This is a genomic window from Vibrio sagamiensis NBRC 104589 (assembly GCF_007990935.1).
Lineage (GTDB): Bacteria > Pseudomonadota > Gammaproteobacteria > Enterobacterales > Vibrionaceae > Vibrio > Vibrio sagamiensis.
The window spans coordinates 66523-89257 of sequence record NZ_BJXJ01000009.1 but is presented as its reverse complement, the minus strand read 5'-3'; the positions used below and the strand labels follow the sequence as shown (position 1 = coordinate 89257).

The 22735-nt window shown below is 41.4% G+C and carries 17 protein-coding genes; 5 read left to right on the top strand and 12 right to left on the bottom strand.

The genetic code is table 11. From position 1 onward, the window contains the following. Positions 1 to 404: 404 nt before the first annotated feature. The gene (locus VSA01S_RS06140; protein WP_039981980.1) at positions 405 to 1085 is read left to right on the top strand and encodes a MaoC family dehydratase; all 681 of its coding nucleotides are present in this window, start codon (positions 405 to 407) and stop codon (positions 1083 to 1085) included. 166 nt (positions 1086 to 1251) lie between these two features. On the opposite strand, the gene VSA01S_RS06135 is transcribed toward VSA01S_RS06140, so the two are convergent. Further along, a complete protein-coding gene (locus tag VSA01S_RS06135; protein ID WP_258007723.1) occupies positions 1252 to 2091 on the bottom strand; it encodes a phosphate ABC transporter substrate-binding protein in 840 nt (279 codons plus the stop codon). 126 nt (positions 2092 to 2217) lie between these two features. Here VSA01S_RS06135 and VSA01S_RS06130 point away from each other — a divergent pair, with 126 nt between their 5' ends. After that, positions 2218 to 2571 (top strand): DUF3024 domain-containing protein, encoded by a 354-nt coding sequence (locus VSA01S_RS06130; RefSeq protein WP_039981982.1) that lies wholly within the window; start codon positions 2218 to 2220, stop codon positions 2569 to 2571. A gap of 101 nt (positions 2572 to 2672) precedes the next feature. On the opposite strand, the gene VSA01S_RS20270 is transcribed toward VSA01S_RS06130, so the two are convergent. Both VSA01S_RS20270 and rnb read right to left on the bottom strand, forming a co-directional pair. Further along, positions 2673 to 2777 (bottom strand): hypothetical protein, encoded by a 105-nt coding sequence (locus VSA01S_RS20270; RefSeq protein ID WP_244949854.1) that lies wholly within the window; start codon positions 2775 to 2777, stop codon positions 2673 to 2675. A 660-nt stretch (positions 2778 to 3437) separates the two neighbouring features. Beyond that, the gene (gene rnb / locus VSA01S_RS06120; RefSeq protein WP_039981983.1) at positions 3438 to 5441 is read right to left on the bottom strand and encodes an exoribonuclease II; all 2004 of its coding nucleotides are present in this window, start codon (positions 5439 to 5441) and stop codon (positions 3438 to 3440) included. Between the two features lie 359 nt (positions 5442 to 5800). Between rnb and VSA01S_RS06115 the strand changes: the two genes are divergently transcribed. From VSA01S_RS06115 to VSA01S_RS06105, 3 genes are all read left to right on the top strand, one after another. After that, the gene (locus tag VSA01S_RS06115) at positions 5801 to 7696 is read left to right on the top strand and encodes a DEAD/DEAH box helicase (protein ID WP_039981984.1); all 1896 of its coding nucleotides are present in this window, start codon (positions 5801 to 5803) and stop codon (positions 7694 to 7696) included. Positions 7697 to 8055: 359 nt separating this feature from the next. Continuing rightward, the gene (locus VSA01S_RS06110; protein WP_039981985.1) at positions 8056 to 9249 is read left to right on the top strand and encodes an acetate/propionate family kinase; all 1194 of its coding nucleotides are present in this window, start codon (positions 8056 to 8058) and stop codon (positions 9247 to 9249) included. A 674-nt stretch (positions 9250 to 9923) separates the two neighbouring features. Continuing rightward, the gene (locus VSA01S_RS06105; protein ID WP_039981986.1) at positions 9924 to 12149 is read left to right on the top strand and encodes a hypothetical protein; all 2226 of its coding nucleotides are present in this window, start codon (positions 9924 to 9926) and stop codon (positions 12147 to 12149) included. Between the two features lie 372 nt (positions 12150 to 12521). Here VSA01S_RS06105 and VSA01S_RS06100 read toward each other — a convergent pair whose 3' ends face one another. The 9 genes from VSA01S_RS06100 to VSA01S_RS06060 all read right to left on the bottom strand — a co-directional run bounded on the left by VSA01S_RS06100 (position 12522) and on the right by VSA01S_RS06060 (position 22536). Further along, positions 12522 to 14678, bottom strand: coding sequence for a cytochrome c (locus VSA01S_RS06100; protein ID WP_039981987.1), 2157 nt, complete (start codon positions 14676 to 14678; stop codon positions 12522 to 12524). Beyond that, positions 14675 to 15289 (bottom strand): cbb3-type cytochrome c oxidase subunit II, encoded by a 615-nt coding sequence (locus VSA01S_RS06095; protein ID WP_227739633.1) that lies wholly within the window; start codon positions 15287 to 15289, stop codon positions 14675 to 14677. Before VSA01S_RS06095 ends, VSA01S_RS06100 begins: the two co-directional genes overlap by 4 nt. Continuing rightward, complete coding sequence (gene ccoN / locus VSA01S_RS06090) at positions 15289 to 16698, bottom strand: cytochrome-c oxidase, cbb3-type subunit I (protein WP_039981989.1); 1410 nt, start codon at positions 16696 to 16698, stop codon at positions 15289 to 15291. The genes VSA01S_RS06095 and ccoN overlap by 1 nt, the downstream gene beginning before the upstream one ends. A gap of 15 nt (positions 16699 to 16713) precedes the next feature. Continuing rightward, on the bottom strand, positions 16714 to 17076 hold the full coding sequence (locus VSA01S_RS06085) for a c-type cytochrome (RefSeq protein WP_050567381.1): 363 nt from the start codon (positions 17074 to 17076) through the stop codon (positions 16714 to 16716). A 342-nt stretch (positions 17077 to 17418) separates the two neighbouring features. Next, positions 17419 to 18315, bottom strand: a complete 897-nt coding sequence (locus VSA01S_RS06080) for a hydroxymethylglutaryl-CoA lyase (protein WP_039981990.1) — start codon at positions 18313 to 18315, stop codon at positions 17419 to 17421. Beyond that, entirely contained in the window at positions 18315 to 19157 is an 843-nt protein-coding gene (locus VSA01S_RS06075; protein ID WP_039981991.1) for an enoyl-CoA hydratase-related protein, read from the bottom strand. The genes VSA01S_RS06080 and VSA01S_RS06075 overlap by 1 nt, the downstream gene beginning before the upstream one ends. Before the next feature lie 116 nt (positions 19158 to 19273). Then, positions 19274 to 20878, bottom strand: coding sequence for a carboxyl transferase domain-containing protein (locus VSA01S_RS06070; protein ID WP_039981992.1), 1605 nt, complete (start codon positions 20876 to 20878; stop codon positions 19274 to 19276). Between the two features lie 21 nt (positions 20879 to 20899). Next, positions 20900 to 22069, bottom strand: a complete 1170-nt coding sequence (locus VSA01S_RS06065) for an isovaleryl-CoA dehydrogenase (protein ID WP_039981993.1) — start codon at positions 22067 to 22069, stop codon at positions 20900 to 20902. A gap of 80 nt (positions 22070 to 22149) precedes the next feature. Further along, positions 22150 to 22536: a MerR family transcriptional regulator gene (locus VSA01S_RS06060; RefSeq protein ID WP_039981994.1), complete on the bottom strand. Its 387-nt coding sequence runs from the start codon at positions 22534 to 22536 to the stop codon at positions 22150 to 22152. Positions 22537 to 22735 lie beyond the last annotated feature (199 nt).

Sequence of the window (22735 nt, the reverse complement as noted above, 5' to 3'; positions counted from 1 at the left end):
TAGTGTTTATGGTGATTGTGTTTTTTGGTGGATTATTTTTTATTTGACTTGAATCACAAAAATAAGGCTAGATTTACATTGGTTTATCGTAATGATTTTAATTGGCATCAGCCGTATATTTGGCAGTAGCCTTACTACCTAAAATCATCGAACTAAGTGTGAGGATAACAATAGGATACACGGGTCGCATTATCGGAAAAGTGCCATAATCAGCCATTTTTCCCTTATTTTGCATTATTTTATCGTACACAATAAAATGATGTTTTATTTATATATTGTTGAAAATAAAGAAAAAAGACTAAGTGAGCAAACAGGTGTTCGCCCGAAAGTATTTGCAAGGTATTGTTAACTAATCCAAAATTAACTGGTACAGCCAGTTGTATTGGAAAATCTAAGGGTATCTAATGAAAGTCACAAATCTATTTAAAGACAAAGTTGGTGCGTTTTCTTCTCATCAAACAGAGTTAATGAATCGGATGTCTCCAGCGCTACGCGATTACTGGAGTGATTTCTTAGGTAAAGCACAAAGTCGTCCGCTTTTTTCTAATCTTCGAGAACGCCGATCAGCTGTGGTCACAAAAAAGTCGCACACTAAAACAGAACCTATTGTCATGAAGCCAGAAGCTCGAATGCTATATGACGAGTTGAAGATGAAAGTAGGGGAAGTTATTCATGTCGGAGATTGGTTACATGTTTCGCAAGAACGCATTAATCAGTTCGGTTCTGTTACCGAGGATATGCAATGGATTCATACTGATCCTGAGCGAGCGGAAAATGAGTCACCTTTTAAAACGACCATTGCTCATGGTTTTTTAACTTTAGCACTATTACCGAAATTAACCGATTCTGTGGACCCTGATCAGCCTTTATTTCCGACAGCAAAGCTTGTGGTAAATCTTGGTTTGAATCAAGTACGTTTCCCTTACCCGGTTAAAGCAGGTAATAACGTGCGTGCTTCGAGCACATTGGTTAAAGTGACACCAGTCAAGAAAGGTTTAGAAATCGAACGTGAAATCAAAGTTGAAATAGAGGGCATCCGTCGTCCTGGTGCTGTCGTTGTGTCTGTTATTCAGCTGCACTTTTAGATGAATTGATTTGATTGTTATTGCACGATTGAATTTGTAAAAGGAGCCGAAGAGGCTCCTTTACTTTATGTTGATTAATATTTTCTATTGTTAGTGCGGTCGATGGGTAGTTTGCCGTTTGGCCTGTTATTTTACAGACCGTCACAGGATACATGAATGATCAGCTTTAACGTGCTGGATTGTAATTAGGTATGTATCCACGTTTTGCGATAATTTCCTGAGCCTTGGCAGATTTTAAATACGAGATAAATTGAACACTATCCGGATCCAGATGGTCATTGTGATAAATAAGTAGAAATGGCCTTGCAAGAGCATATTGTTGACTTTCAATATTTTTTGTTGATGGAGCCACTCCGTTAAATGATAACGCTTTTACCTCTTGATCCATTGCTCCTAGTGAGATGAAGCCTATTGCTTTGACATTATGTCTGATAAGCGTTTTAACCGTACTCGTATTATTAACAACGAGGCTATGTGGATCAATATTAGAAACGGTACTTCCATTAACCTCTTTCGTTAAGCCGAGTGATTCTTCAAAACGGTATCGAGACCCTGAAGATGTTTCTCTTGTAACGACTACGATAGGCTTATTTTCTCCGCCAACTTTTTGCCAGTTTGTTATTCGACCTTTATAAATATCATGTATTTGTTGCTCGGTAAGGTTAGCGATAGGGTTCGCACGATTCACGATAATTGCAAGACCATCATAAGCAATAGGCAGGATACTTAGATCTTTATTTTTCTCATGCTGAGTAAGGTAACGAGAGCTCATTCCAAGCTCAACCACACCTTTATTAACCATCGCAATACCAGCGCTTGAGCCTATGCCCTGGACTGCAATAAAGTTATTTGGATGGTCTTTGTTATATTGTTCTGCTAACACATCGATAATCTGAGCCATTGAGGTCGACCCTGATATATTGATTTCTTTTGCTGTTGCAGAAGATAAAGATATAACCATGGCGATAACAATCGTCATAGAGACACGTAACATAATAAGCTCCAAAATTAGATTACAAAGGTAATATGATAGATATTGTTGGTTTCATTTTTGTGAATCTGCAGTAATACGGGTCTTGGGTGTATACTTATATCCAGTAACTTAAGATACTAGCCCTACGGGAGAATACCTATGTCTGTGTCTCAAATGGCGATTGGTCGCTTGTATAAGTCCATTGAACTGCTTTGCGGCCAGAGAAACGCAAATGTTTCAGTTGAGTTAGGTAAATGCCTTTATGAACCCTTGGAAAATGGCATTGAACTTTATCAAGCACATTTTTTATTAGATTCACAACATAGCGAATACACGTCTCCGGTTGCCAAGGTATCCTTCGATGCAAAATCTCAACTTTGGGAACTCTACATACCTAAAAGCGGAGAGGAAGATTTAATTTGGATTCCTTATGAGACACTCTCAACTAGCAGTAATCTTGAAACTATTTTAGCTGAGCTAGAATCTGATCCATTGGCTTGTTTTTGGTCATAATGTTTGAAGTTATGTAACAATTGAACGACAGTGCTGAGCCGAATGTTGTTTTTATTGAACTGATTCAACGTCAAATGGTTGGCCTTCATCAGTGTGTTATTCTAAGTTCTAATTTGGTTACGAAAAGCTTTTGGAGTAATGGCGTGAATAGATTTAAAAGCCGTAGTAAAATGTGCGGCATTTCTAAAACCCGATTCAAAAGCAATGTCTGAGATTGATTTTTGTGTAATACATAGTTGTGTGGCAGCATAGTAATCCGCTTTATTTTTAAAATTTGTGAAAACGAAAGACCTTCAGCGGCGAGTCGGCGCTTTAAAGTAGCAATAGATATATTGAGATGATTTGCAACGATGCTTAGAGTAATTTCTTTTTCTAAGTGCGTTTCAATATATTCGATGGTTTGTTGTGATGTCGCTAGATTACTTGTCTCATCGATAATTGAGAGAACATTCGGCTCTTCCTTGAGTATGAGTGCGAGTAAAGCCAGTGCTACTTGTTTTTGAGTATTTTGTGGTTTCTGGTATTTGTGTACTAGTTTAAGCTATGTAAATAAGCGAGCGTCAAATATAATTCTAATAGCACTGAAATATCCTGGAAAAGCCTCTGAATTATTCAGTTCATTAGAGTTGTAAAGTGTAAAGTCTCCAGCTTTAAGCTCAATCTCTGCTCCTTATGGTTGCCTTAGAAGGAAGGTTCCGCTTTCAATAAAATAGATCCCATTTTGCTTTGTACTATAACGTTCTGCCTTTCTAGCAGCAAATCGGTGAAAGCGAAGGATATCAATATTTGGCATTTTAAAGTCACTTATATTGGGCAAATAAAAAAGCGCTCAAACCGAGCGCTTTATGGCGTTCAAAACCAATGAATTATTTTGCAGTTTGCTCTTCTGTTTGAGGGACAGGTTGTTCAGCAAATATTTGGGTTGGTTTAGCAATGATATTGCGGTTTTCTTGATTAACGTCAGTTAGGATAACCTCAAGGGTATCTCCCAGTTTGTAGACGACTTCTTTATCGATAGAAATCGTGCCGTTTTCAGCGTTACAATCAATTCGTTCCTTATTATTGACAATTAAAGCACCTGGAATAAAGGCTGATGCGCCATTTTCAAGAAGCCGAACACGTGCTCCTGCTCTATTAATGTCAAAAATTTCACCAACGAAACAGGTTTTGTTATCTGGTTCATTGGTTAGTGTGCGAGTATATAGCCAGTCGGAAACGCCACGCTCAGCCATTTTGTGATGCTTACGATGTATCGCGAGCTCATCACCAATCGCATCGTCTGGCTTCTGGATAGGTTCTTTGTTCAAAATAACCGCTTTAAGTAAGCGGTGGTTGATCATGTCTCCATATTTACGTATCGGTGATGTCCAAGTAGCATAAATATCAAGGCCCATAGCATAATGAGGAAGAGGTTGATTGCCCACTTCACTGTATGCTTGGAACTTACGAATACGATTGTCGAGATATGGGGTCTCTTGTTTGGCTAACCAACGACGAAGAGCTGCAAAGCCTTCCAGTGTCTTGATTGACTCCGCAGTAAACTCCAATGTCGCTTCTGGATTGATAAGCGCAATAACATCGTCGATCTTTTCTGTTTTGAAGCCAGCGTGCGTATTAAAGACGCCCAATTGGAACTTGTCGTTAAGCACTCTACCCGCACAGATATTGGCTGTAATCATGGCTTCTTCAACTAGGCGATTAGCACTGCGTCTTAGATCGGCATGAATCGCGATAACGTCATTATCTTCACTGAGTTCAAAACGATAATCAGGGCGATCTGGGAATACAACGGCATTATTTTCACGCCATTCAGCACGAGCGAGCGAGAAGGCATAAAGGTCACGCACTGTGGCAGCGATCGTGTCGTCTGGTTGCCATTCATCGGTTAGCCCATGTTCAAGCCAATCTGAAACTTTATTGTAGGCAAGCCGTGCATGAGAGCGGATGTTCGCGGCGAAGAAACGGATATCATCAGCAATAACCCCTTCCTTGCTGACCGTAACGCTACAACAGATAGCAGGGCGAGTCTCGCCTTCTAGCAGAGAACAAAGATTGTCTGCTAAATCACGAGGTAACATAGGAATGTTCCGTCCTGGTAGATAAATGGTATAGCCACGCTCACGAGCAACTTTATCCATGCTGTCGTCAGGCGTGATGTAGGCCGTTGGATCCGCAATCGCGATGGTCAGCTCAAAATCACCCGATTCGTTTTGCTTAGCATACAAAGCATCATCCATATCTTTGGTTGACTCACCATCAATAGTGACGAAAGGAACGTGGGTCATATCAAGGCGATCCAGATCGGCATCGTCTTGCAGTACCCAGTTATCGATTCCCTCAGGCTCTGAGTTTGGTAACCCATTTTGAGCGAGCGTTACCCACCAAGGGGCAATTTTATCATCGGCATCGGTGATCTTTTCGGTGATCTCAACCAAAAAGGCACCCTCATCTTTAAGAGGATGACGAACAAGGTTGGCAACAACCCAATCACCTTCTTTGAATTCATCGGTCTTTAAGCCTTTTGTTAATTTTGCTTTAAGAGACAGCTTTTTAAGTTGTGGGTGGTCTGGTACAACGTTGAGTTTGCCTTTGAACAACTTAATACGGCCAATAAAGCGGGTAAAAGCTTGTTCTAGGAGCTCTTGTGGCTCAGCGACTTCACGCTCTTTTTCCGTACGAATAATGGCAACAACCTTATCACCGTGCATACATTTTTTCATGTAAGCGGGTGGAATGAAGAAGCTGGTTTTATTATCGACTTCAAGGAAGCCAAAACCTTTATCGGTTGCTTTAATAGAGCCTTCTTTTTTAGGCAGGGTCTCTTGGATTTGCTGCTTAAGTTGATTTAATAGCGGATTATCTTGAAACATCTTTATTTAACTTACCAGTTGAGTTGCACACACTATAATCATTGCGAACTATGATTACTACCTAAGGACACAAAATTACCGATGTAAATTGGGTAGAATAGTGTACTTTTCTTTATCAAATATGCTTGGACGTTGAAAAATCATTCTAAAAGTGCGATTTCTGAGAATAAATTGTGATGTAATTCAATTTTTTCTGGCTTTTTTTATGCATTTGAGGAATAATCCGCGTCCCTTAGTTGTCCCTAATGGCTTATCGCGGTTGTGTACTGTACTAATTCTTGTCTGAACCTATCAGATGAATCAGTATCGAATTGGAAGAGCATATGGGACTGTTTTTTGTTTAATTAAGTAGGATCCCAATGCAAGATTCTGTAATTAAGTTCAGCGAGTTATCACTGAATGATTCTATCCTTTCTGCTCTAGACGGAATGGGTTTCGTGTCTCCAACTCCAATTCAAGCAGCGGCAATCCCGCACTTGCTAAAAGGTTCAGACGCGCTGGGTAAAGCACAAACAGGTACAGGTAAGACAGCGGCATTCTCTTTGCCATTGCTTAACAAAATCAAACTTGACCAACGTAAGCCACAAGCTATCGTTCTTGCTCCAACTCGTGAGCTAGCAATTCAAGTTGCGGCAGAGATGAAGAACCTTGGTAAAAATATCAAAGGTCTTAAAGTATTAGAAATCTACGGTGGTGCATCTATCGTTGATCAAATGCGTGCTCTGAAAAGCGGTGCTCACGTTGTTGTTGGTACACCTGGTCGTGTTCAAGACCTTATCAATCGTGAACGTTTACACCTAGACGAAGTTCACACATTCGTTCTTGATGAAGCAGACGAAATGCTGAACATGGGCTTTGTTGATGATGTTACCGAGATTATGGAGCATGCACCTGCTTCAGCACAACGCGTACTTTTCTCTGCAACAATGCCTCCTATGTTGAAAAACATTGTAGAGCGCTTTCTACGTGATCCAGTCATGGTTGACGTTGCAGGTAAAAACCATACTGTAGACAAAGTACAACAGCAATTCTGGGTAGTAAAAGGTGTAGAGAAAGATGAAGCAATGTCTCGTCTTCTTGAAACTGAAGAGACCGATGCATCTATTGTATTTGTACGTACTCGTCAAGATACTGAGCGTCTGGCCGATTGGCTTTCTGCACGCGGCTTTAAAGCGTCTGCATTGCACGGTGATATTCCTCAGTCTTTACGTGAGCGCACAGTTGATCATATTAAACAAGGTGTGATTGATATCCTAGTTGCAACTGACGTTGTGGCTCGTGGTTTGGATGTTCCACGCATTACTCATGTATTTAACTACGATATTCCATTTGACGTAGAATCGTACATCCACCGTATTGGCCGTACTGGTCGTGCTGGACGTAAGGGTAAAGCAATTCTATTGGTTCGTACTAACCAAATTCGTATGCTTCGTACGATTGAGCGTGTGACTAAGTCCTCAATGGAGGAAATCCAACTTCCTTTGCGTGATAAAGTTGCTGAAGCTCGTTTGAACAAACTTGCTGAAGAACTTGAGTCTGAGAAAGAACACAAATCTCTAGATAAGTTTGCTGAACTTGTAGAAAAGCTGCAAACGACATTAGATATTGAGCCTGTGACTCTAGCTGCAATGCTTCTTAAGCGTCAGCAAGGTAAGCGCCCTCTATTCTACATTGGCGAAGACCCAATGATTGAAGCAATTGAGCGTGATAAACAACGTCGTAAAGAACGTCGTGAAGGTGGCGGTCGTTCAACAAACAATCAAGATTGGGATACATACCAACTTCAAGTCGGCCGTGAACAAGGCGTTCAAGTGAAAGACATTGTAGGTGCGCTTGCTAACGAACTTGGCCTAGGCAAAGGTTCTATTGGTGCAATCAAACTTGCACAAGGGCATACCTTTGTTCAGCTTCCTAAAGCAATGACTTCAGATGCTGCAAATAAGTTAAGTAAACTGCGTATTCGTCAAAAAGAAGTCGGTGCTGTTGTATGTGACTTTGATGATTTCCGTGAATCTCGTGGTCGTCGTGAAGGTGGTCGTCGTGATGGTGGACGTCGTGATGGCGGTGGTTACCGTGGTAATCGTGAAGGTGGACGTCGTGAAGGCGGCGGCTACCGTGGTAATCGTGATGGTAACCGAGATGGCAACCGTGAGGGAGGCGAACGTCGCTTCGATCGTAACCGTGGTGGAGACCACCGCGGTGCACACCGTGGTGAGCGTGGTCATAGCCGTGGTCGTCGTACACCAGAAGCATAATATGTTGCTTTGCTAATGTAATTTTTGAAACCGAGCTATATGCTCGGTTTTTTTATATTACCCATTCTCTATATAGCTAAACTATTCATTATTAAAAATTTTCTTCAATCCAGCACCACTAGCCAATTCAGTATAGTAGTTTATTTATAAGAACTTTTTAAATACTATTAATTGTCATAATCAAACCAGAGTAACCGTAATGAAAACTAAGCTTTTGTTGATAAATTAAAAAAATATTGCATAATGCTAGGCATACTTAATTAGCAATCAGTCATGTTTTCTTCTACTGATAGTGCTTGGGTATAACGTTCGTCACATAATAAGTGCCAACCTTTTGGTTTGATAATGGGTAACGTGAAATGTCTAATTCCTACGTACTGGTAATTAATTCTGGTAGTTCTTCTCTAAAGTTTGCTGTCATTGATTCACAATCAGGCGATACGGTTCTGAGTGGTCTTGGAGAATGTTTTGGTCTTGCTGATGCTCGCATGAGTTGGAAATTCGATGGTAATAAAGAGGAAGTTGCTCTATCTGGTGAAGGGAATCATCACAAAATTGCAATAAGTCAATTAGTTGATTTGACCGAAAAAATTGGGCTTACTCCAAAGTTGGCCGCAGTTGGGCATCGTATTGTTCATGGTGGAGAGAAGTTTACTCAAACTGTGCGTATTACAGAAGATGTAACTACTGAAATAGAAAAACTGGCCGATTTAGCACCGCTACACAACCCCGCTGGTGCGATAGGGATCCGAGCTGCAATCGAAGCATTTCCTACTTTGCCTCAGTTCGCTGTATTTGATACTGCCTTTCATCAAACCATGCCTCAAAGAGCTTACACTGGCACAATTGCCAACGAATTGTATACTGATTTTGGTATCCGTCGTTACGGTTTCCATGGTACAAGCCACTACTTTGTTAGCCGTGAAGCGGCAAAAATGGTCAATAAAGCCGTTGAAAAGGCAAGTTTTATTTCTGTTCACTTAGGTAATGGTGCATCAGTATGTGCTATCAATAATGGTGAGTCTGTTGATACTTCCATGGGGTTTACGCCTCTTTCAGGTTTGATGATGGGCACACGCTGTGGAGATCTGGACCCTGGCATTATTGAATTCTTACTTAAAAAAGGCTGGTCGCAGGAAAAAGTCTTCAACGCGCTCAATAAAGAATCCGGGTTCCTCGGTGTATCTGGCTTAACGAGTGATGCACGCGGCATTTTAGAAGCCATGGAAGAAGGGCATGAAGGTGCGACGTTGGCGTTTCAAGTCTTCACTTATCGTGTTGCCAAGTATATTGCGTCTTACTTAGCAGCGTTAGACTCTTTAGATGGTATTATATTCACAGGCGGAATCGGTGAAAACTCCTTGCCGATCCGACGTGAGATCATTAAACATCTAAAACTGCTTGGTTTTGTTGAAGACGAAAAAGGCAACGAAGAAGCAAGGTTTGGGCAGCCTGGTGTTATTGCTACTTCGAAGCTTCTGGATGCTAAAGCTTTGGTGATCCCAACGAATGAAGAGTGGGTCATTGCACAGCAGTCGGTAGAGCTTCTTTAATAGAAGGTAAAATTATACAGTTAAAAGCGAGCCTGGTGCTCGCTTTTTTGATCTTGTATGTGGATAGACTATCGCTAAGAATATGCTTTAGGGATTTATTGAATATGTAGTGAAAATACGAGCTTGTTATAAAATATTGAAGACTTATATAGGGTGTTTATTTAAATTCCTCTCTATTAGCGCGGTTATGGCAATATTTTCTGACCCGCAAAGCTTTTAACTATGATGTACACAGCTGAGCAGATCAGAAATATACCATTTTTTAAACAAGCCCATATTTTTAACCATCCTTTTAACAGTCTAAACCGGCACCTTTAATTGCGTTGAGTTTAGAACGACATGCTCTTGTGTGAAAGTGACTGAAAAAATGGCATTTTACCTGTCAGATTGCCACGGTGACAAGCCTTCTATACCTTGATAGAGTTTGGATGTTTAGCGTGTGGTGATGAACCATTGCCGTCTATTTCCTCGCTGTTATAAGCTCCGAATAGTATAGTTAATGGTGTAATATCTACTATTCATGTACTCGTGTTGTCAGTACATTTAAAGTTAAAGCTTAACTCTGGTTACCGCACGTCAAAAAGAAACTCCGCAGCAAATCACGCAATTTGCAATCACTTTTAAAATACACCCGATTTGGACTACAACTCAATAACGAGTAAGGTTTACGTTTCATGCAAGAGTTTTTACTCATACTTAAAGTCATTATAATTTTATGTGGCATTGTTTCTTTTTTCTCACATCAGAGTAAGAAAGCCAGATTAAAAGAGCAAAGAGCCAGATTATTTAGCGCCAGACGTGGGATTGATCTCTCGGAAGAAGAGTGCTCCGCCATCTCTGAGCTTTGGGAATTGGACGTTACTTCTTCAGAAGTGTATTGCATAGATGAACGATTAGAAGTTCATGCTGTTTCTCCTGAAAACGACAAAGATGAAGAGATGGGTTTCTTTGCTCTGGCTGGATATCCCCTCCTGATGGGTGACAAAGCCATTGAATACATCGACGAAGAAAGGATCAATGCAGAAGTAGTTTTGCATGATGACATGTTGATTGTCATTGCTCTCAAAGACTACAACATTGTTGATTGTGTCAATGATACTCTCCCAGAAGCGCCGAACAATGTGTTGAGTGGTGACTGCTTACAAAACACAGAGTATTCAGAGCAAGCATGTTTAGATCAGCCTGCGACAATAGCAGAAGACAACACACCAATAGAGCAAGAGGATATCCCTGCGGTATTTAAATATGAACGTCCTGTGACGTTGCTTGAAGCTCGCTATCTCCATCTTTCTTTTCCTTTTTACAATATACTCGTGCCAGCTCTGTTACTCTTGGCCATCGGTATTTTTTTATACGTCACTGATATTGGCCTCTCATTAGAACCGGGTTGGCTTTCAGCTGCGATTCTCGCTGTCGTTTGTTGTGCCACGTTACTTTTACTCACTATTGAAGGCCCCAAACCCGCCACTGAAAACTTGGTAGTGAAACGTTACTTTGGTCAAATTAAAACGATGAGGATGAGAGATAATAAAATATGGGTCGTATTCATCGCGCCAAATGGTGAAGCAAATGAGGCATGGATACCAGACGAATGGCAAAACACAGTGAATTTGGATTGTGACGTTCAATTTGAAATTGAACAGAGTCAATCTGCCGTTATGAGTATCGGCTTGAACGCAATTTCAGAGCAAGATACTGTTAAGAAAAAGCCACGATATATCGTAGCAGCAATAGGGTTATTATTTGGCATCTTTTTTATTGCGTTCAATACCCATTGGGAATGGCGAGAAGCTAGCCTTGCAATATTAAATAATAACTCTTCCTATCAGATTAATAGCACTGCTGACTGGCCAAAAAATGGATTTAAAGCGGGTGATAACTTATCAATAACTCAACCGCGCTTATGTCTGGATAGCCGCTATGAAAACAACCGATTGGTTTACTGTAAACAATTTGAATATCCTTTAGTTGACGATGATTTTAAAGTTACTCCCGATGAAGCAGTAATAAAAGCGTATATTCACTTTATTAGCGAAGCTCCTGACTTTGCCCCCGAAATGCCACAAGAGATTTACGACTACGCAGCACGAATGGTCAAAATAAGGAATAGTTTAGGTCTAAATTACGAATATGGTTCTATCGGTACGCATCGTATCCGAAGTCGAAGTGAAATGGCTATGTTTACTGTTGAAAGTTTACAACTCATTGCCAATCATATTACGCCGTATTGCTCTACAGATAATCAATCAGGAGAAACTAACCGAGCTGAAAGCCCATCAGTAGATGAGCCTCGACTAAATCAGGCCTGTACTGAATTTAAACAGCAATTTGCGGCGCTATGGGAAGAAGCAACCAGTAGTAGTTGTGAAGTGTCAGTGTGTTGGGATGAAGCACTCAAAGGAATGGGACTTGATGATGATTCCGCGGTAATCAATAACGAAGATGCCTATTTTTCAAGCTTGCGCCGCCTCAAGCAAGAAATATGGCAAGCCACTAAAGCATCATTAACACTTTCAAGCCCTGAACAACCAACCATTACTATTGATTGGTCTGGTGAAAAAAGTGAAGAGTTACTTAAAATTGTACGGCTACGATCTAAGCTAGACCGAAGCAATCAAGAAGAGCGTATCAAGTATCTAAATGAACTGCTGTTATTACAATCTGAAGCTGCACAGAAAAGCGTGAAAGGAACCATTTTAAGTGTGAGTAATAACGAAGGCCACCTTACTCTGACGGTCGTAGAAAAGATAAGCGTAAAGCAAGCACTAAGCACCGTCATGAACTTTACTTTGATCGTCTTTTTTGGCTTACTCATCACGCTATTATTTATTGTATATTTTCGAAGTGGACGGCCCATAGTAGATAAACAGGTTAAATCAAAAGATGCATGGATAAGCTAGTTTCAACTACTTCATCTAAAGGATATGTCATTGACTTAAGAAAGCTCTTTCTAGTTAAAGGGCTCTCATTTGTTGCTAGGCAAAGCAGAAAAAATGAAGTTAGCCATGCTGATCGTTAGTCATCAACGAGAACAATCTTTACTTTTATTAGATTAGCTTGATTCAATAATCATGTTGTCTGAGGCTTTGCGTAATTACCGTGGTGTTTTTATTCTAGTTAGTCATGATGATGGTTCGTAAATTAACCTGGAATTCAAAGATAATTTATTTTTTTGCTAACTTTTTTATCCGATAGATAACCTTAAAATTTTGAATTCCTACTCCCTACTACCAGCGCTCATACAAGGCTGGTGGTAGAAAAGTGTAGAATGTTCACTGGATATTTATATGATTATCTCGCGTGTCATACATTTCAGGTGTGGTATGTAAGCCTCCTGCATAACCAGCCGCTTCAAGTGTTTTTCGTACCTCATTCACTTGTTCTGCTGTTACGGGGACTTGTTGATCTCCAAGGTGTTGGCGAACAAATGTTATTAACTCCGCTAATTTATCGTCAGAAAGGATTTCTTCGAAGCTTGCCATCGGCATAAAGTTTCTATCTGGGTCAATATAGGTTGGTTGTAATCCTCTTACAGTCACAGCGATGGTATTAAAAGGATCACTGTGCATAATGATACCATTATTAAGCAGCGTTGGAGCGATAGGATTTCGGCCTTTGCCATCATCACCGTGACAAGCGCCACATGTCTGTTTATAAGTTGCATAAATAGGCTCCTGATAGGCGTGCTGATCAAATCCTTTAGGGTTTAATGGTATGGCTTGCTCATCACGGAAATTATAGGTATCTCCATTGAGTAGGTAGTAAGACATAGAAGCGATATCTTCTCGTGTCATATAACTTAGACTGTTTTTTATTACATCAGCCATTCCTGCGAACGCAGTACCTTTATCAGAATGTCCAGTGTGAAGAAAATCAGTTAATGTTTCTTCGTCCCACCCATCGATATAAAGTTCTGTAGCTGTAATATCGGGAGCGTTCCAACCGTCGATCAGGTTCCCTTGGAAAATTCGCTCCGGAATAAGAGCCATTGCAATATTCCTTGGTGAATGGCACTCGGAACAATGGCCCAGTCCACTAACCCAATATTTTCCTTTTTTCCATTTATCTACATCTTTGACTGTAGTTTTCAATTCATCAGGTAGTGTGTAGTCGATGGGATCTGTATCCATAAATACAATGTTCCAGCCAAGTAGACCTAGTCTGATATTGGCGGGGAATATCATGCTATTATTATTATCTCTTCGGGCTACAGCAGGAATGGACTGCATATATTCCCATAAATCTTTCATGTCTTGATCGGTTAAGTGCTGATATGAGGTGTAGGGCATAGCAGGATAGAGGTAGCCATTTTTTCCTTTACCATGAACAAGTGCATTACGAAAGTCTTCATAATCGTATTTTCCAATACCTTCACTGACATGAGGAGTGATGTTGGTTGAATAAACGGTACCAAAAGGGGTAATAAATGGAAGGCCACCAGCAAAGGGTTCTCCACCTTCTGCACTATGGCACGCGATACAGTCACCTGCATAGGCAATGTATTCACCACGTTTGACCGCTGTAGGGTCGAGGGCATTTAGTTTATTGGCCTCTTGTTTTTCAGCATCACGTAGATAAGCACCAATAGCAAGTATTTCATTATGACTTAATTGGTGTTCAAAGGCTGGCATTATGTTATTCAAACCTTTGTTAATGGTATATTGAATCTCTTCAAAACTGCCTCCATGGAGCCAAATTCCATCTGAAAGATCGGGAACCCCAGTTGCTTGATTCGCAACAGAGCCATCACCGTGGCAAGATGAACAGTATTTAATAAATAGGTCTTTACCTAACTGAATTTTAATCTCTGGAACGTCACTATGGCGTTTGTTAAGGGAGGCGAGATAATAAGAAATCTTGGCTACTTGATCTTTTCGAAGAACTTCAGACCAACCGGGCATGGCTCCATTTCTTCCTTTTTCTATCGAGTGGATAACAGCATCATCATCACCGCCATAGAGCCACTCATCATCGATTAGGTTAGGAAAATGTTTTTGTCCTTGCGCATTATCCTGATGGCAAGCTGCACAATGAGTCTTAAATAATGTATGACCACTTTGAACAATACCTTTATTTTGTGCTAGTACTTCAAGAGATGTGTCGGGCGCAGGATCTAACTGTTGGTCGAGAGTGGTAGATGGCGAACTGAGTTTATCATCACTTTGTTGCCAGCTAATTAAACCTTGCCATTGACCTAAGCCAGGATACAAAACGAGATAGCCCGCCGATAGAACAAATGCGATAGCGTAACTAACAAAAAGCAGCCTTGGAGCAGGGGCGTCTTTTTCATCAATACCATCAAAAGACTCAATAGTGTGTTCTTGATCTGCACTATGATTATTTCGCCAATACTTAATGACGACACTTACCATTAAAATAAAAAAGATAATGGTACAGGCTATTGCCCATAAGTTCCAAAATGTGCTCATGGTGTCACCCCCTGTGCAGTATCTTGGCCAAGGCTTTGCAAGTAGCGAATAAGTGCTTCGCCTTTAGTCTTTCCTCTCACTTGTAAGCGGCCTTCAGAAATCTGTTCGTTAGTATAGGGGACGCCTAAATCACGCAGCGTTTTCATTTTATCGCCAATGTCGTCCCCAGTTAGTGTTTGTTCAAATAGCCAAGGATATGCTGGCATGATTGAGGTTGGGATCACTTGACGCGGATTAATCAAGTGCAGAGTATGCCATTGGTCAGAGTATTTTCGGCCGAGGTTTGTCAAGTCAGGGCCTGTTCGTTTAGAACCCCAAAGGTTTGGGAATTCGTAAATATCATCTGACTCAAGGTTTGCTCGTCCATTTCGTTTTATCTCTGGTTCAAGTGGACGGACCATTTGAGTGTGACAAACGTGACAACCTTCACTTATGTAAATGTCTCGTCCCGCGAGCTCTATTGGGGTTAGTGGCAAAGCCAAACTGTGTTTCGCGATATCGTCCGTTCGCATAATATTGGGTACAACCCATACTGCAAGAGAAAATGAAGCCACAACGAAAGTCGAAACAATCAAGATAATCACCGAGTGGGTAAAGTCTTTACTCATGATTAAGCCTCCTTCTCAGTTACAACAGTTGGAGTGCGTACAGTTTTGTAAAGATTAAATGCCATGAGGAATAAACCAAATACAAAAAGAGCTCCGCCAACAAAGCGCAAGAAAAGCCAGGGGGCTTTAAAATTCATTGCTTCAACAAAGCTGTAGATCAGCTCGCCATTATCACTTTGAGTCAGCCACATGTAACCTTCGCCGATTCCTGCTACCCAAAGTGAGATGGCATAGGTAGCGACACCGGCATGTGCTAACCAAAAATGCCACTTGATCAATCTAGGTGACCATAATTCATTTTTATTCCATAAACGAGGGATAAAGTAATAGAAAACGGCGATACCTGACATGCCAACCCAACCAAGAGCTCCAGAATGAACATGGCCGATCACCCACTCAGTATTGTGGGCAAGCATGTTAAACCAACGGATAGCAAGTAGTGGACCTTCAAAAGTCGCTAAACAGTAGTACAAAATGGCAGAGAAAAAGAACAAGCAGATATAATCAGACTTGAGTTTTTGCTTATTTTGTAAAAGAGTCATCGCACTGTTGAAAGCCCCTGCCCATGAAGGTAACCAAAGGATAAGCGACATAACGATCCCGATATTTTGTACCCACACTGGGACTGACGAATAGATAAGATGATGTGTGCCTGCCCAAGTGTAGAAACCAACTAGGCCCCAGAAATGAATTACAGATAATCGATAGGAATAAATAGGACGTTCGGCTACTTTGGGAATGAAGTAGTAATTCATTCCGATGACTCCCGCCGTTAGCAAGAACCCTACTGCATTATGCCCCCACCACCACTGTACTATAGCATCTTGTGCTCCTGCAAAGACAGAATACGATTTCATCAGTGACACTGGCATTGCTAAGTTATTGACTATGAAAATCATGGCAATAACTATAATGAACGCTGCAAAAAACCAGTTTGCTACAAAGATATGTTCGACTTTACGTTTTGCAATAGTGCCAAAAAATAAAATGGCATATAGTACCCAAACGAGAACGATCAATAAGTCAATTGGCCACTCAAGTTCTGCGTATTCTTTCGACGTAGTATAACCAGCAGGCAAAGTAAGAAGTGCAAGAAGTAGTACTAGCTGCCAGCCCCAAAATACCATCCAAGACAAACTGTTATTAAATAATCCACACCTTCCGGTACGCTGGGCGATATAAAGTGACGTTCCCATGAGTATGTTGACTACAAATCCGTAAATGACCCCTGAGGTATGTAAAGGCCTCAAGCGACCAAATTGAAAGTATTGCGAATCGAAATTAAGTACTGGCCAATACAACTGAGCCGCCAAAATAACACCGATGATCATGCCTAAAATAGCCCATATCAAAGAGGCCAAAACAAAATACCTCACAACTTTAGTGCTGTACTGTATCGTTTCTTGATGCATAAGAATACTCCTGACCTATGGCTGCGTTTGGCTTCCTAACTTGGAATAGAAATGGGAAATGTCTTCGATGTCTTGATTCGAAAGAACATCGGCTTGCTGCTGCATCAGAACGGCAAGACCACTGGTTCTTTCTCGAGTTTTATAATCCTTAAGAGAGGAGATTAAATAACTTTTATTTTGTCCCCGTAGATTGGGGTAGACGTTCTGAGTTGCGATACCATCAACGCCATGGCACGTCATGCAGACCTTTGCTTTTTGTTTTCCAATTTCGAATTGTTCGTCAACGTCTTTTGCATGCAATAAAGAAGATAAACAGAAAGCTACAAGAAAAGTGGCTTTCAAGGAGATCATCAAGGTTAGATTAATGCTCTTTCTCATCACTGGGTCCTTAATCATTGTATGTTAAGTAAAATGAAGTCGCGTTGTTTAACTCTAAACTTCATTTTGGGTGAATAAGCCAGTTAAAAAAACTTTGTTATTGATTAAATAGTAATCACCTAAATGAGATATTGCTATGTTAAGCTCAATTTAGTTTGATTATTTTGTAATTAATCTTACGTACCAAAAATAGATACAGAGCAAAACTAATAAGTAAAGGGCTAGTGGAAGAGCAAAGTGTATTGTTGCGTTCTTGGTAGAAGCTGAAAATATCGAGCAGTCAACCAATAGCTTAAATTACAGGTTGACTGATCTCTAAGAAAATAAGTGTTTGAGAATAGATTAATGAGATTTCAAAGCCAATGAAGCTTTTGAGTTAGGTTGACGACCAAGTACTTGACTTATCATCCAGCCTGCTTGAGCTAATAAGGAAAGATCGACGCCGGTTTCGATGTTTAGACCTTGGCATAGATAAAGGACATCTTCAGTTGCGACATTACCGGAAGCTCCTTTGGCATAAGGGCAGCCTCCTAAGCCTGCAACACTACTATCAATTGTTGATATGCCCATACTTAGTGCTTGATAGATATTAGCTAGCGCTTGGCCCCATGTATCATGAAAATGTACAGCAAGTTGGTCTATTGGTACTTGGTTTTGCACACACTCCAACATCCGTGCAACACGTAAAGGTGTTCCTGTACCAATAGTGTCTCCCAGTGATATTTCATAACAACCCATTTCGATCAGGGTAGCGGCTATGCTGGCGACTTGCTGAGGCTTTGTTGGACCTTCATAAGGACAATCTGCGACACAAGAAAGATAGCCGCGAACGGGAATATTTTGCCGCCGTGCAAGTTCAACCAATGGTTGAAACCGACTCAGACTCTCAGTGATTGTACAGTTAATGTTTCGTTGACAGAATTCTTCTGAAGCTGATGTAAAAATAGCAATTTGGTTTGCTCCCGCTTCCAGTGCTTGCTCTAATCCTCGTAAATTGGGGGTTAAAGCCGAATAAATAATGCCAGGATGACGTTCGATACCTTGCATCACCTTTAATGAGTCTGCCATTTGAGGAACCCATTTAGGTGAGACAAATGAACCCGATTCGATGTGCGTTAACCCTGTCCGTGAGAGTATATTAATCAAGTCTATTTTATTTTGAGTCGAGACTATGGTTTCGTTTTGTAAGCCATCTCGTGCGCCTACTTCAACAATCGTAACGTGATGAGGAAAGTTCATTAAGTGTCCTTGGTTTTCTTAACGACCCAATTTGGCGTTCGTTTCTCTAAAAATGCGTGTAAACCATCTTGACCTTGAGGAGAAACACGAATATCAGCGATAAGTTGGCTGGTGTAGTGGATCAGTTGAGCATCAATCGGAGTTTGATGGCATTGTTGGCATAATGTTTTTGCTTTGCGCATGGCGTCTGGACTATTGAGCAGCAATGAATCAATCAGTTGGTTCAGCGCTTCATCAACTTTATCGTCAAAATGCACTTCATGCACTATGCCATGTTTTTCTGCGATGTTGGCGGTCATCATCTCTGCACTTAGCATAAAGCGTCTTGCTTGACGATTACCCATAGCACGAACAATATAGGGTCCTATTGTTGCTGGAACTAACCCGAGTTTCACTTCGCTAAGACAAAACTTGGCATTGTCTGCTGCAATCGCGATATCACAACAGCAAATTAATCCAAGTGCGCCACCAAAAGCTGAACCTTGAATAACAGCAATAGTAGGTTGAGGAAAATTATCGAGTGTATGCATTAATCTCGCGAGGCTTTGTGCATCATCGAGATTTTGCTGCTTGCTGCTGTTGGCCATTGAACGCATCCAGTTTAGATCCGCACCAGCAGAAAAATGCTTACCATTTGCACGAATGACTAAGCAACGAACATCGGTACGTAATGCAAGATAATCCAAGCGTTGGATCATCAAATCAATCATGCAGGCGTCAAAAGCATTATGCTTGTCGATACGATTGAGGATTAATGTTGCAACGCCCGATGTATCAACATCCCATAGGACATTATCTTGACGTTGTGTTATTGGAGTAATGCTAGATTGTTGAACCTGCATAAAAATGTCCTCTTTAATTCAATCACTAAAGTCTGTTTAGTTAATTGATCTCATTCATTTTAAATAAGTAAGCTAATACCCAAGTACCTTATGAGTACCTGGGTATAGGGACTCAATTACATTCTGAAAATACCAAAATTGCTGTCAGGTATAGGTGCACTGGCTACCGCCGTTAAAGCATGTGCCAAGACCTGTCGTGTCTCCTTAGGATCAATGATCCCATCGTCCCATAAACGTGCACTAGCAAAGTAAGGGTGTCCCTGAGTTTCATAGAGATCAACAATCGAAGAATGGAAAGCATTTTTATCGTGTTCTGGCCATTCAGCTCCTTGCCGTTTTTTTACTTCTCGACGCACCTGAGTTAACACTCCAGCGGCCTGTTCTCCACCCATCACTGAGATACGAGCATTCGGCCACATCCATATCATGGTTGGGTCATAGGAACGTCCACACATACCGTAGTTTCCTGCACCATAAGACCCACCAATAATGACGGTAAACTTAGGGACATCAGCGCAGGCAACCGCCATAACCAGTTTGGCACCGTGTTTGGCAATGCCTTCAGCTTCCAGCTTTTTACCAACCATGAAACCAGTAATGTTCTGTAGGAAAAGTAATGGAATTTTGCGCTTTGCACACAGTTCGATAAAGTGAGCTCCTTTCTGGGCTGATTCTGAGAATAAAATGCCATTATTGGCAACAATGCCTATCAGTTGTCCTTCAATTCGTGCAAAACCACAGACCAGTGTTTTACCATATAGTGCTTTAAACTCGTCAAAATCGGAGTCATCAACGATTCGAGCAATGATTTCTCGGACATCAAATGATAGGCGAAGGTTGGAATTGACGATGCCGTAAATTTCATCGGCGTCATAGCGAGGGGGTAAGACGTTTTTGTCTGAATGCCCAAGTGTGCTCTGATTGGTATTCGCTATTGCTTGTCTAGCAAGGTTTAAAGCATGTTCATCGTTTTCAGCATAGTAATCGGCAACACCAGACTTACGGCAATGCACATCAGCACCGCCCAATTCTTCGTCTGTGACGACTTCACCAGTGGCTGCTTTTACTAGAGGAGGGCCCGCTAAAAAGATGGTTCCTTGCTCTTTTACCATTATCGAGACGTCAGCCATTGCGGGAACATAAGCACCACCAGCGGTGCATAACCCCATTACAACAGCAACTTGAGGTATCCCTTCCGCAGACATCCTTGCTTGGTTGAAAAAAATCCGACCAAAATGCTCTTTATCAGGGAAAACATCCGCTTGATGAGGAAGGTTAGCACCACCTGAATCGACTAAATATACACACGGTAATTTACAACGTTGAGCGATTTCTTGTGCTCTCAAGTGCTTCTTAACGGTTAATGGATAATAGGTCCCACCTTTAACAGAGGGATCATTCGCGATGATCATACACTGAATACCTTCAACAGAGCCAATGCCCGCCACAACGCCTGCACAAGGGATGGATTCTTCATAAACCTCCCAGGCTGCAAATTGGCCAATTTCTAGAAATTCGCTGTTTTTATCGAGTAATCGAGTCACTCTTTCTCGTACGGGTAATTTTCCTTTCAACCGCTGCCGTTCTATGGCTTTTTGCCCCCCACCTTGCTTGATGACGTTAATGTTTTTATTAAGATTATGTACGAGCTCGTTCATCGCGGCTTTGTTCGATAGGAACAGCTCGTCAGTTGGCTTTGCTTTACTTTTGATGATTGCCATCATGACTTCCTTGTAGAGGGGTTAGCGTGATTCGTTAAAAAGTTCTCGTCCGATAAGCATGCGGCGAATTTCGGAGGTACCCGCGCCTATTTCGTATAATTTCGCATCACGCAGCAATCTTCCGGTAGAATACTCATTGATATAACCATTACCGCCGAGCAATTGGATCGCATCGAGGGCCATTTGGGTAGCAAGCTCAGCGCTGTAAAGAATCACGCCAGCAGCATCTTTACGAGTACATTCCCCTCGGTCGCAAGCAGCGGCAACGGTATACACGTAAGCTCGTGCGGCATTCAATCGAGAATACATATCAGCTAACTTACCTTGCACTAACTGAAACTCACCGATTGATTGGCCAAATTGCTTGCGATCATGAATGTATGGAATCACCTCATCTAAGCAGGCTTGCATAATTCCTAATGGCCCACCAGCGAGGACAACGCGTTCGTAATCCAAGCCACTCATTAACACTTCAACCCCTTTGTTCAATTCACCCAACACATTATCTTTCGGTACAATGCATTGTCTAAACACCAATTCACACGTGTTAGAGCCGCGCATACCTAACTTATCGAGCTTCTGCGCATGGCTGAAGCCTTCGAATTCGCGTTCAATGATAAATGCAGTAATGCCTCGTGAACCGGCATGCAGATCGGTTTTTGCGTATACCACAAGCGTATCTGCATCTGGGCCATTTGTGATCCACATTTTATTGCCATTAAGCACAAAGTGGTCGCCCTTATCTTCTGCCTTTAGCTGCATGCTGACGACATCGGAGCCAGAATTCGGCTCACTCATTGCCAGTGCACCTATGTGTGTGCCATCAATCAGTTTGGGCAGATACTTTTCGCGTTGTGCAGAGGTACCGTTACGATAGATTTGATTAACACAAAGGTTCGAATGTGCTCCATAACTTAACGCGACAGAGGCTGAAGCCCGGCTGATTTCCTCCATTGCGATAACATGAGCAAGATACCCCATGCCTGCACCGCCATAGTTCTCGCTGACAGTCACGCCCAGCAGTCCCATCTCACCCAGCATTGGCCACAAGTGGTTTGGGAATTGGTTGTCTCGGTCAATGTCGGCAGCAAGAGGTGCGATATGTTCTGCTGCGAAAGCATTGACGTGATCGCGTAGCATGTCCATGGTTTCACCCAGTCCAAAATTTAGCGAAGTGTAGCTGGTTTTCATGAGATATCCCTATTCTGTATCGTTATCATTGTTGGTGAATGTATCAGTTAACTATTGATGGCGCCTTGAGCAGTATGGACTTACTTTACAGCTTGTGGAGCATTGTTTCTTAACGCTTGTTTACAGCGCTCTCTGGCCGCTTCTAGTTCGCCCATGACAACGCCAATATCATCCAGTTGTTGCTGAAGGTGTGCTTGTTTTTCATCAATAATGGTCAGCATTTTTATCAACTGTCCATCGGTTTGTTGGGTGTCGTAAAGTTCAAACAACTCTCGTATTTCGGCAAGAGAAAAGCCCAATCGCTTACCACGCAAAATCAATTTGAGTCTGGTTTTATCTCGGCGTTGATAGACTCGGATATTGCCTTCTCTTTCTGGCTCTATAAGGCCGACATCTTCGTAAAACCGAATACTTCTGGTCGTAATATCAAACTCTTTAGCAAGGTCGCTTATCTTATATTTTTCCACTGGTTTATTCCTTTTCGTGAAAGTGTGGGCTTTTTGAAAAACCATGACGATTTGAGTCTGAAAGGGAAACAAATTTTTCAGTCTTGGTAAAAACAATAATGTTAATTTTGTGTTTGTTTACGTTTACGTAAATGTTAGTGCTATGCTTACGTAAACGTCAAGGTATCAAGGGATGAAAATTCATCTTGTTTTCGTTGGT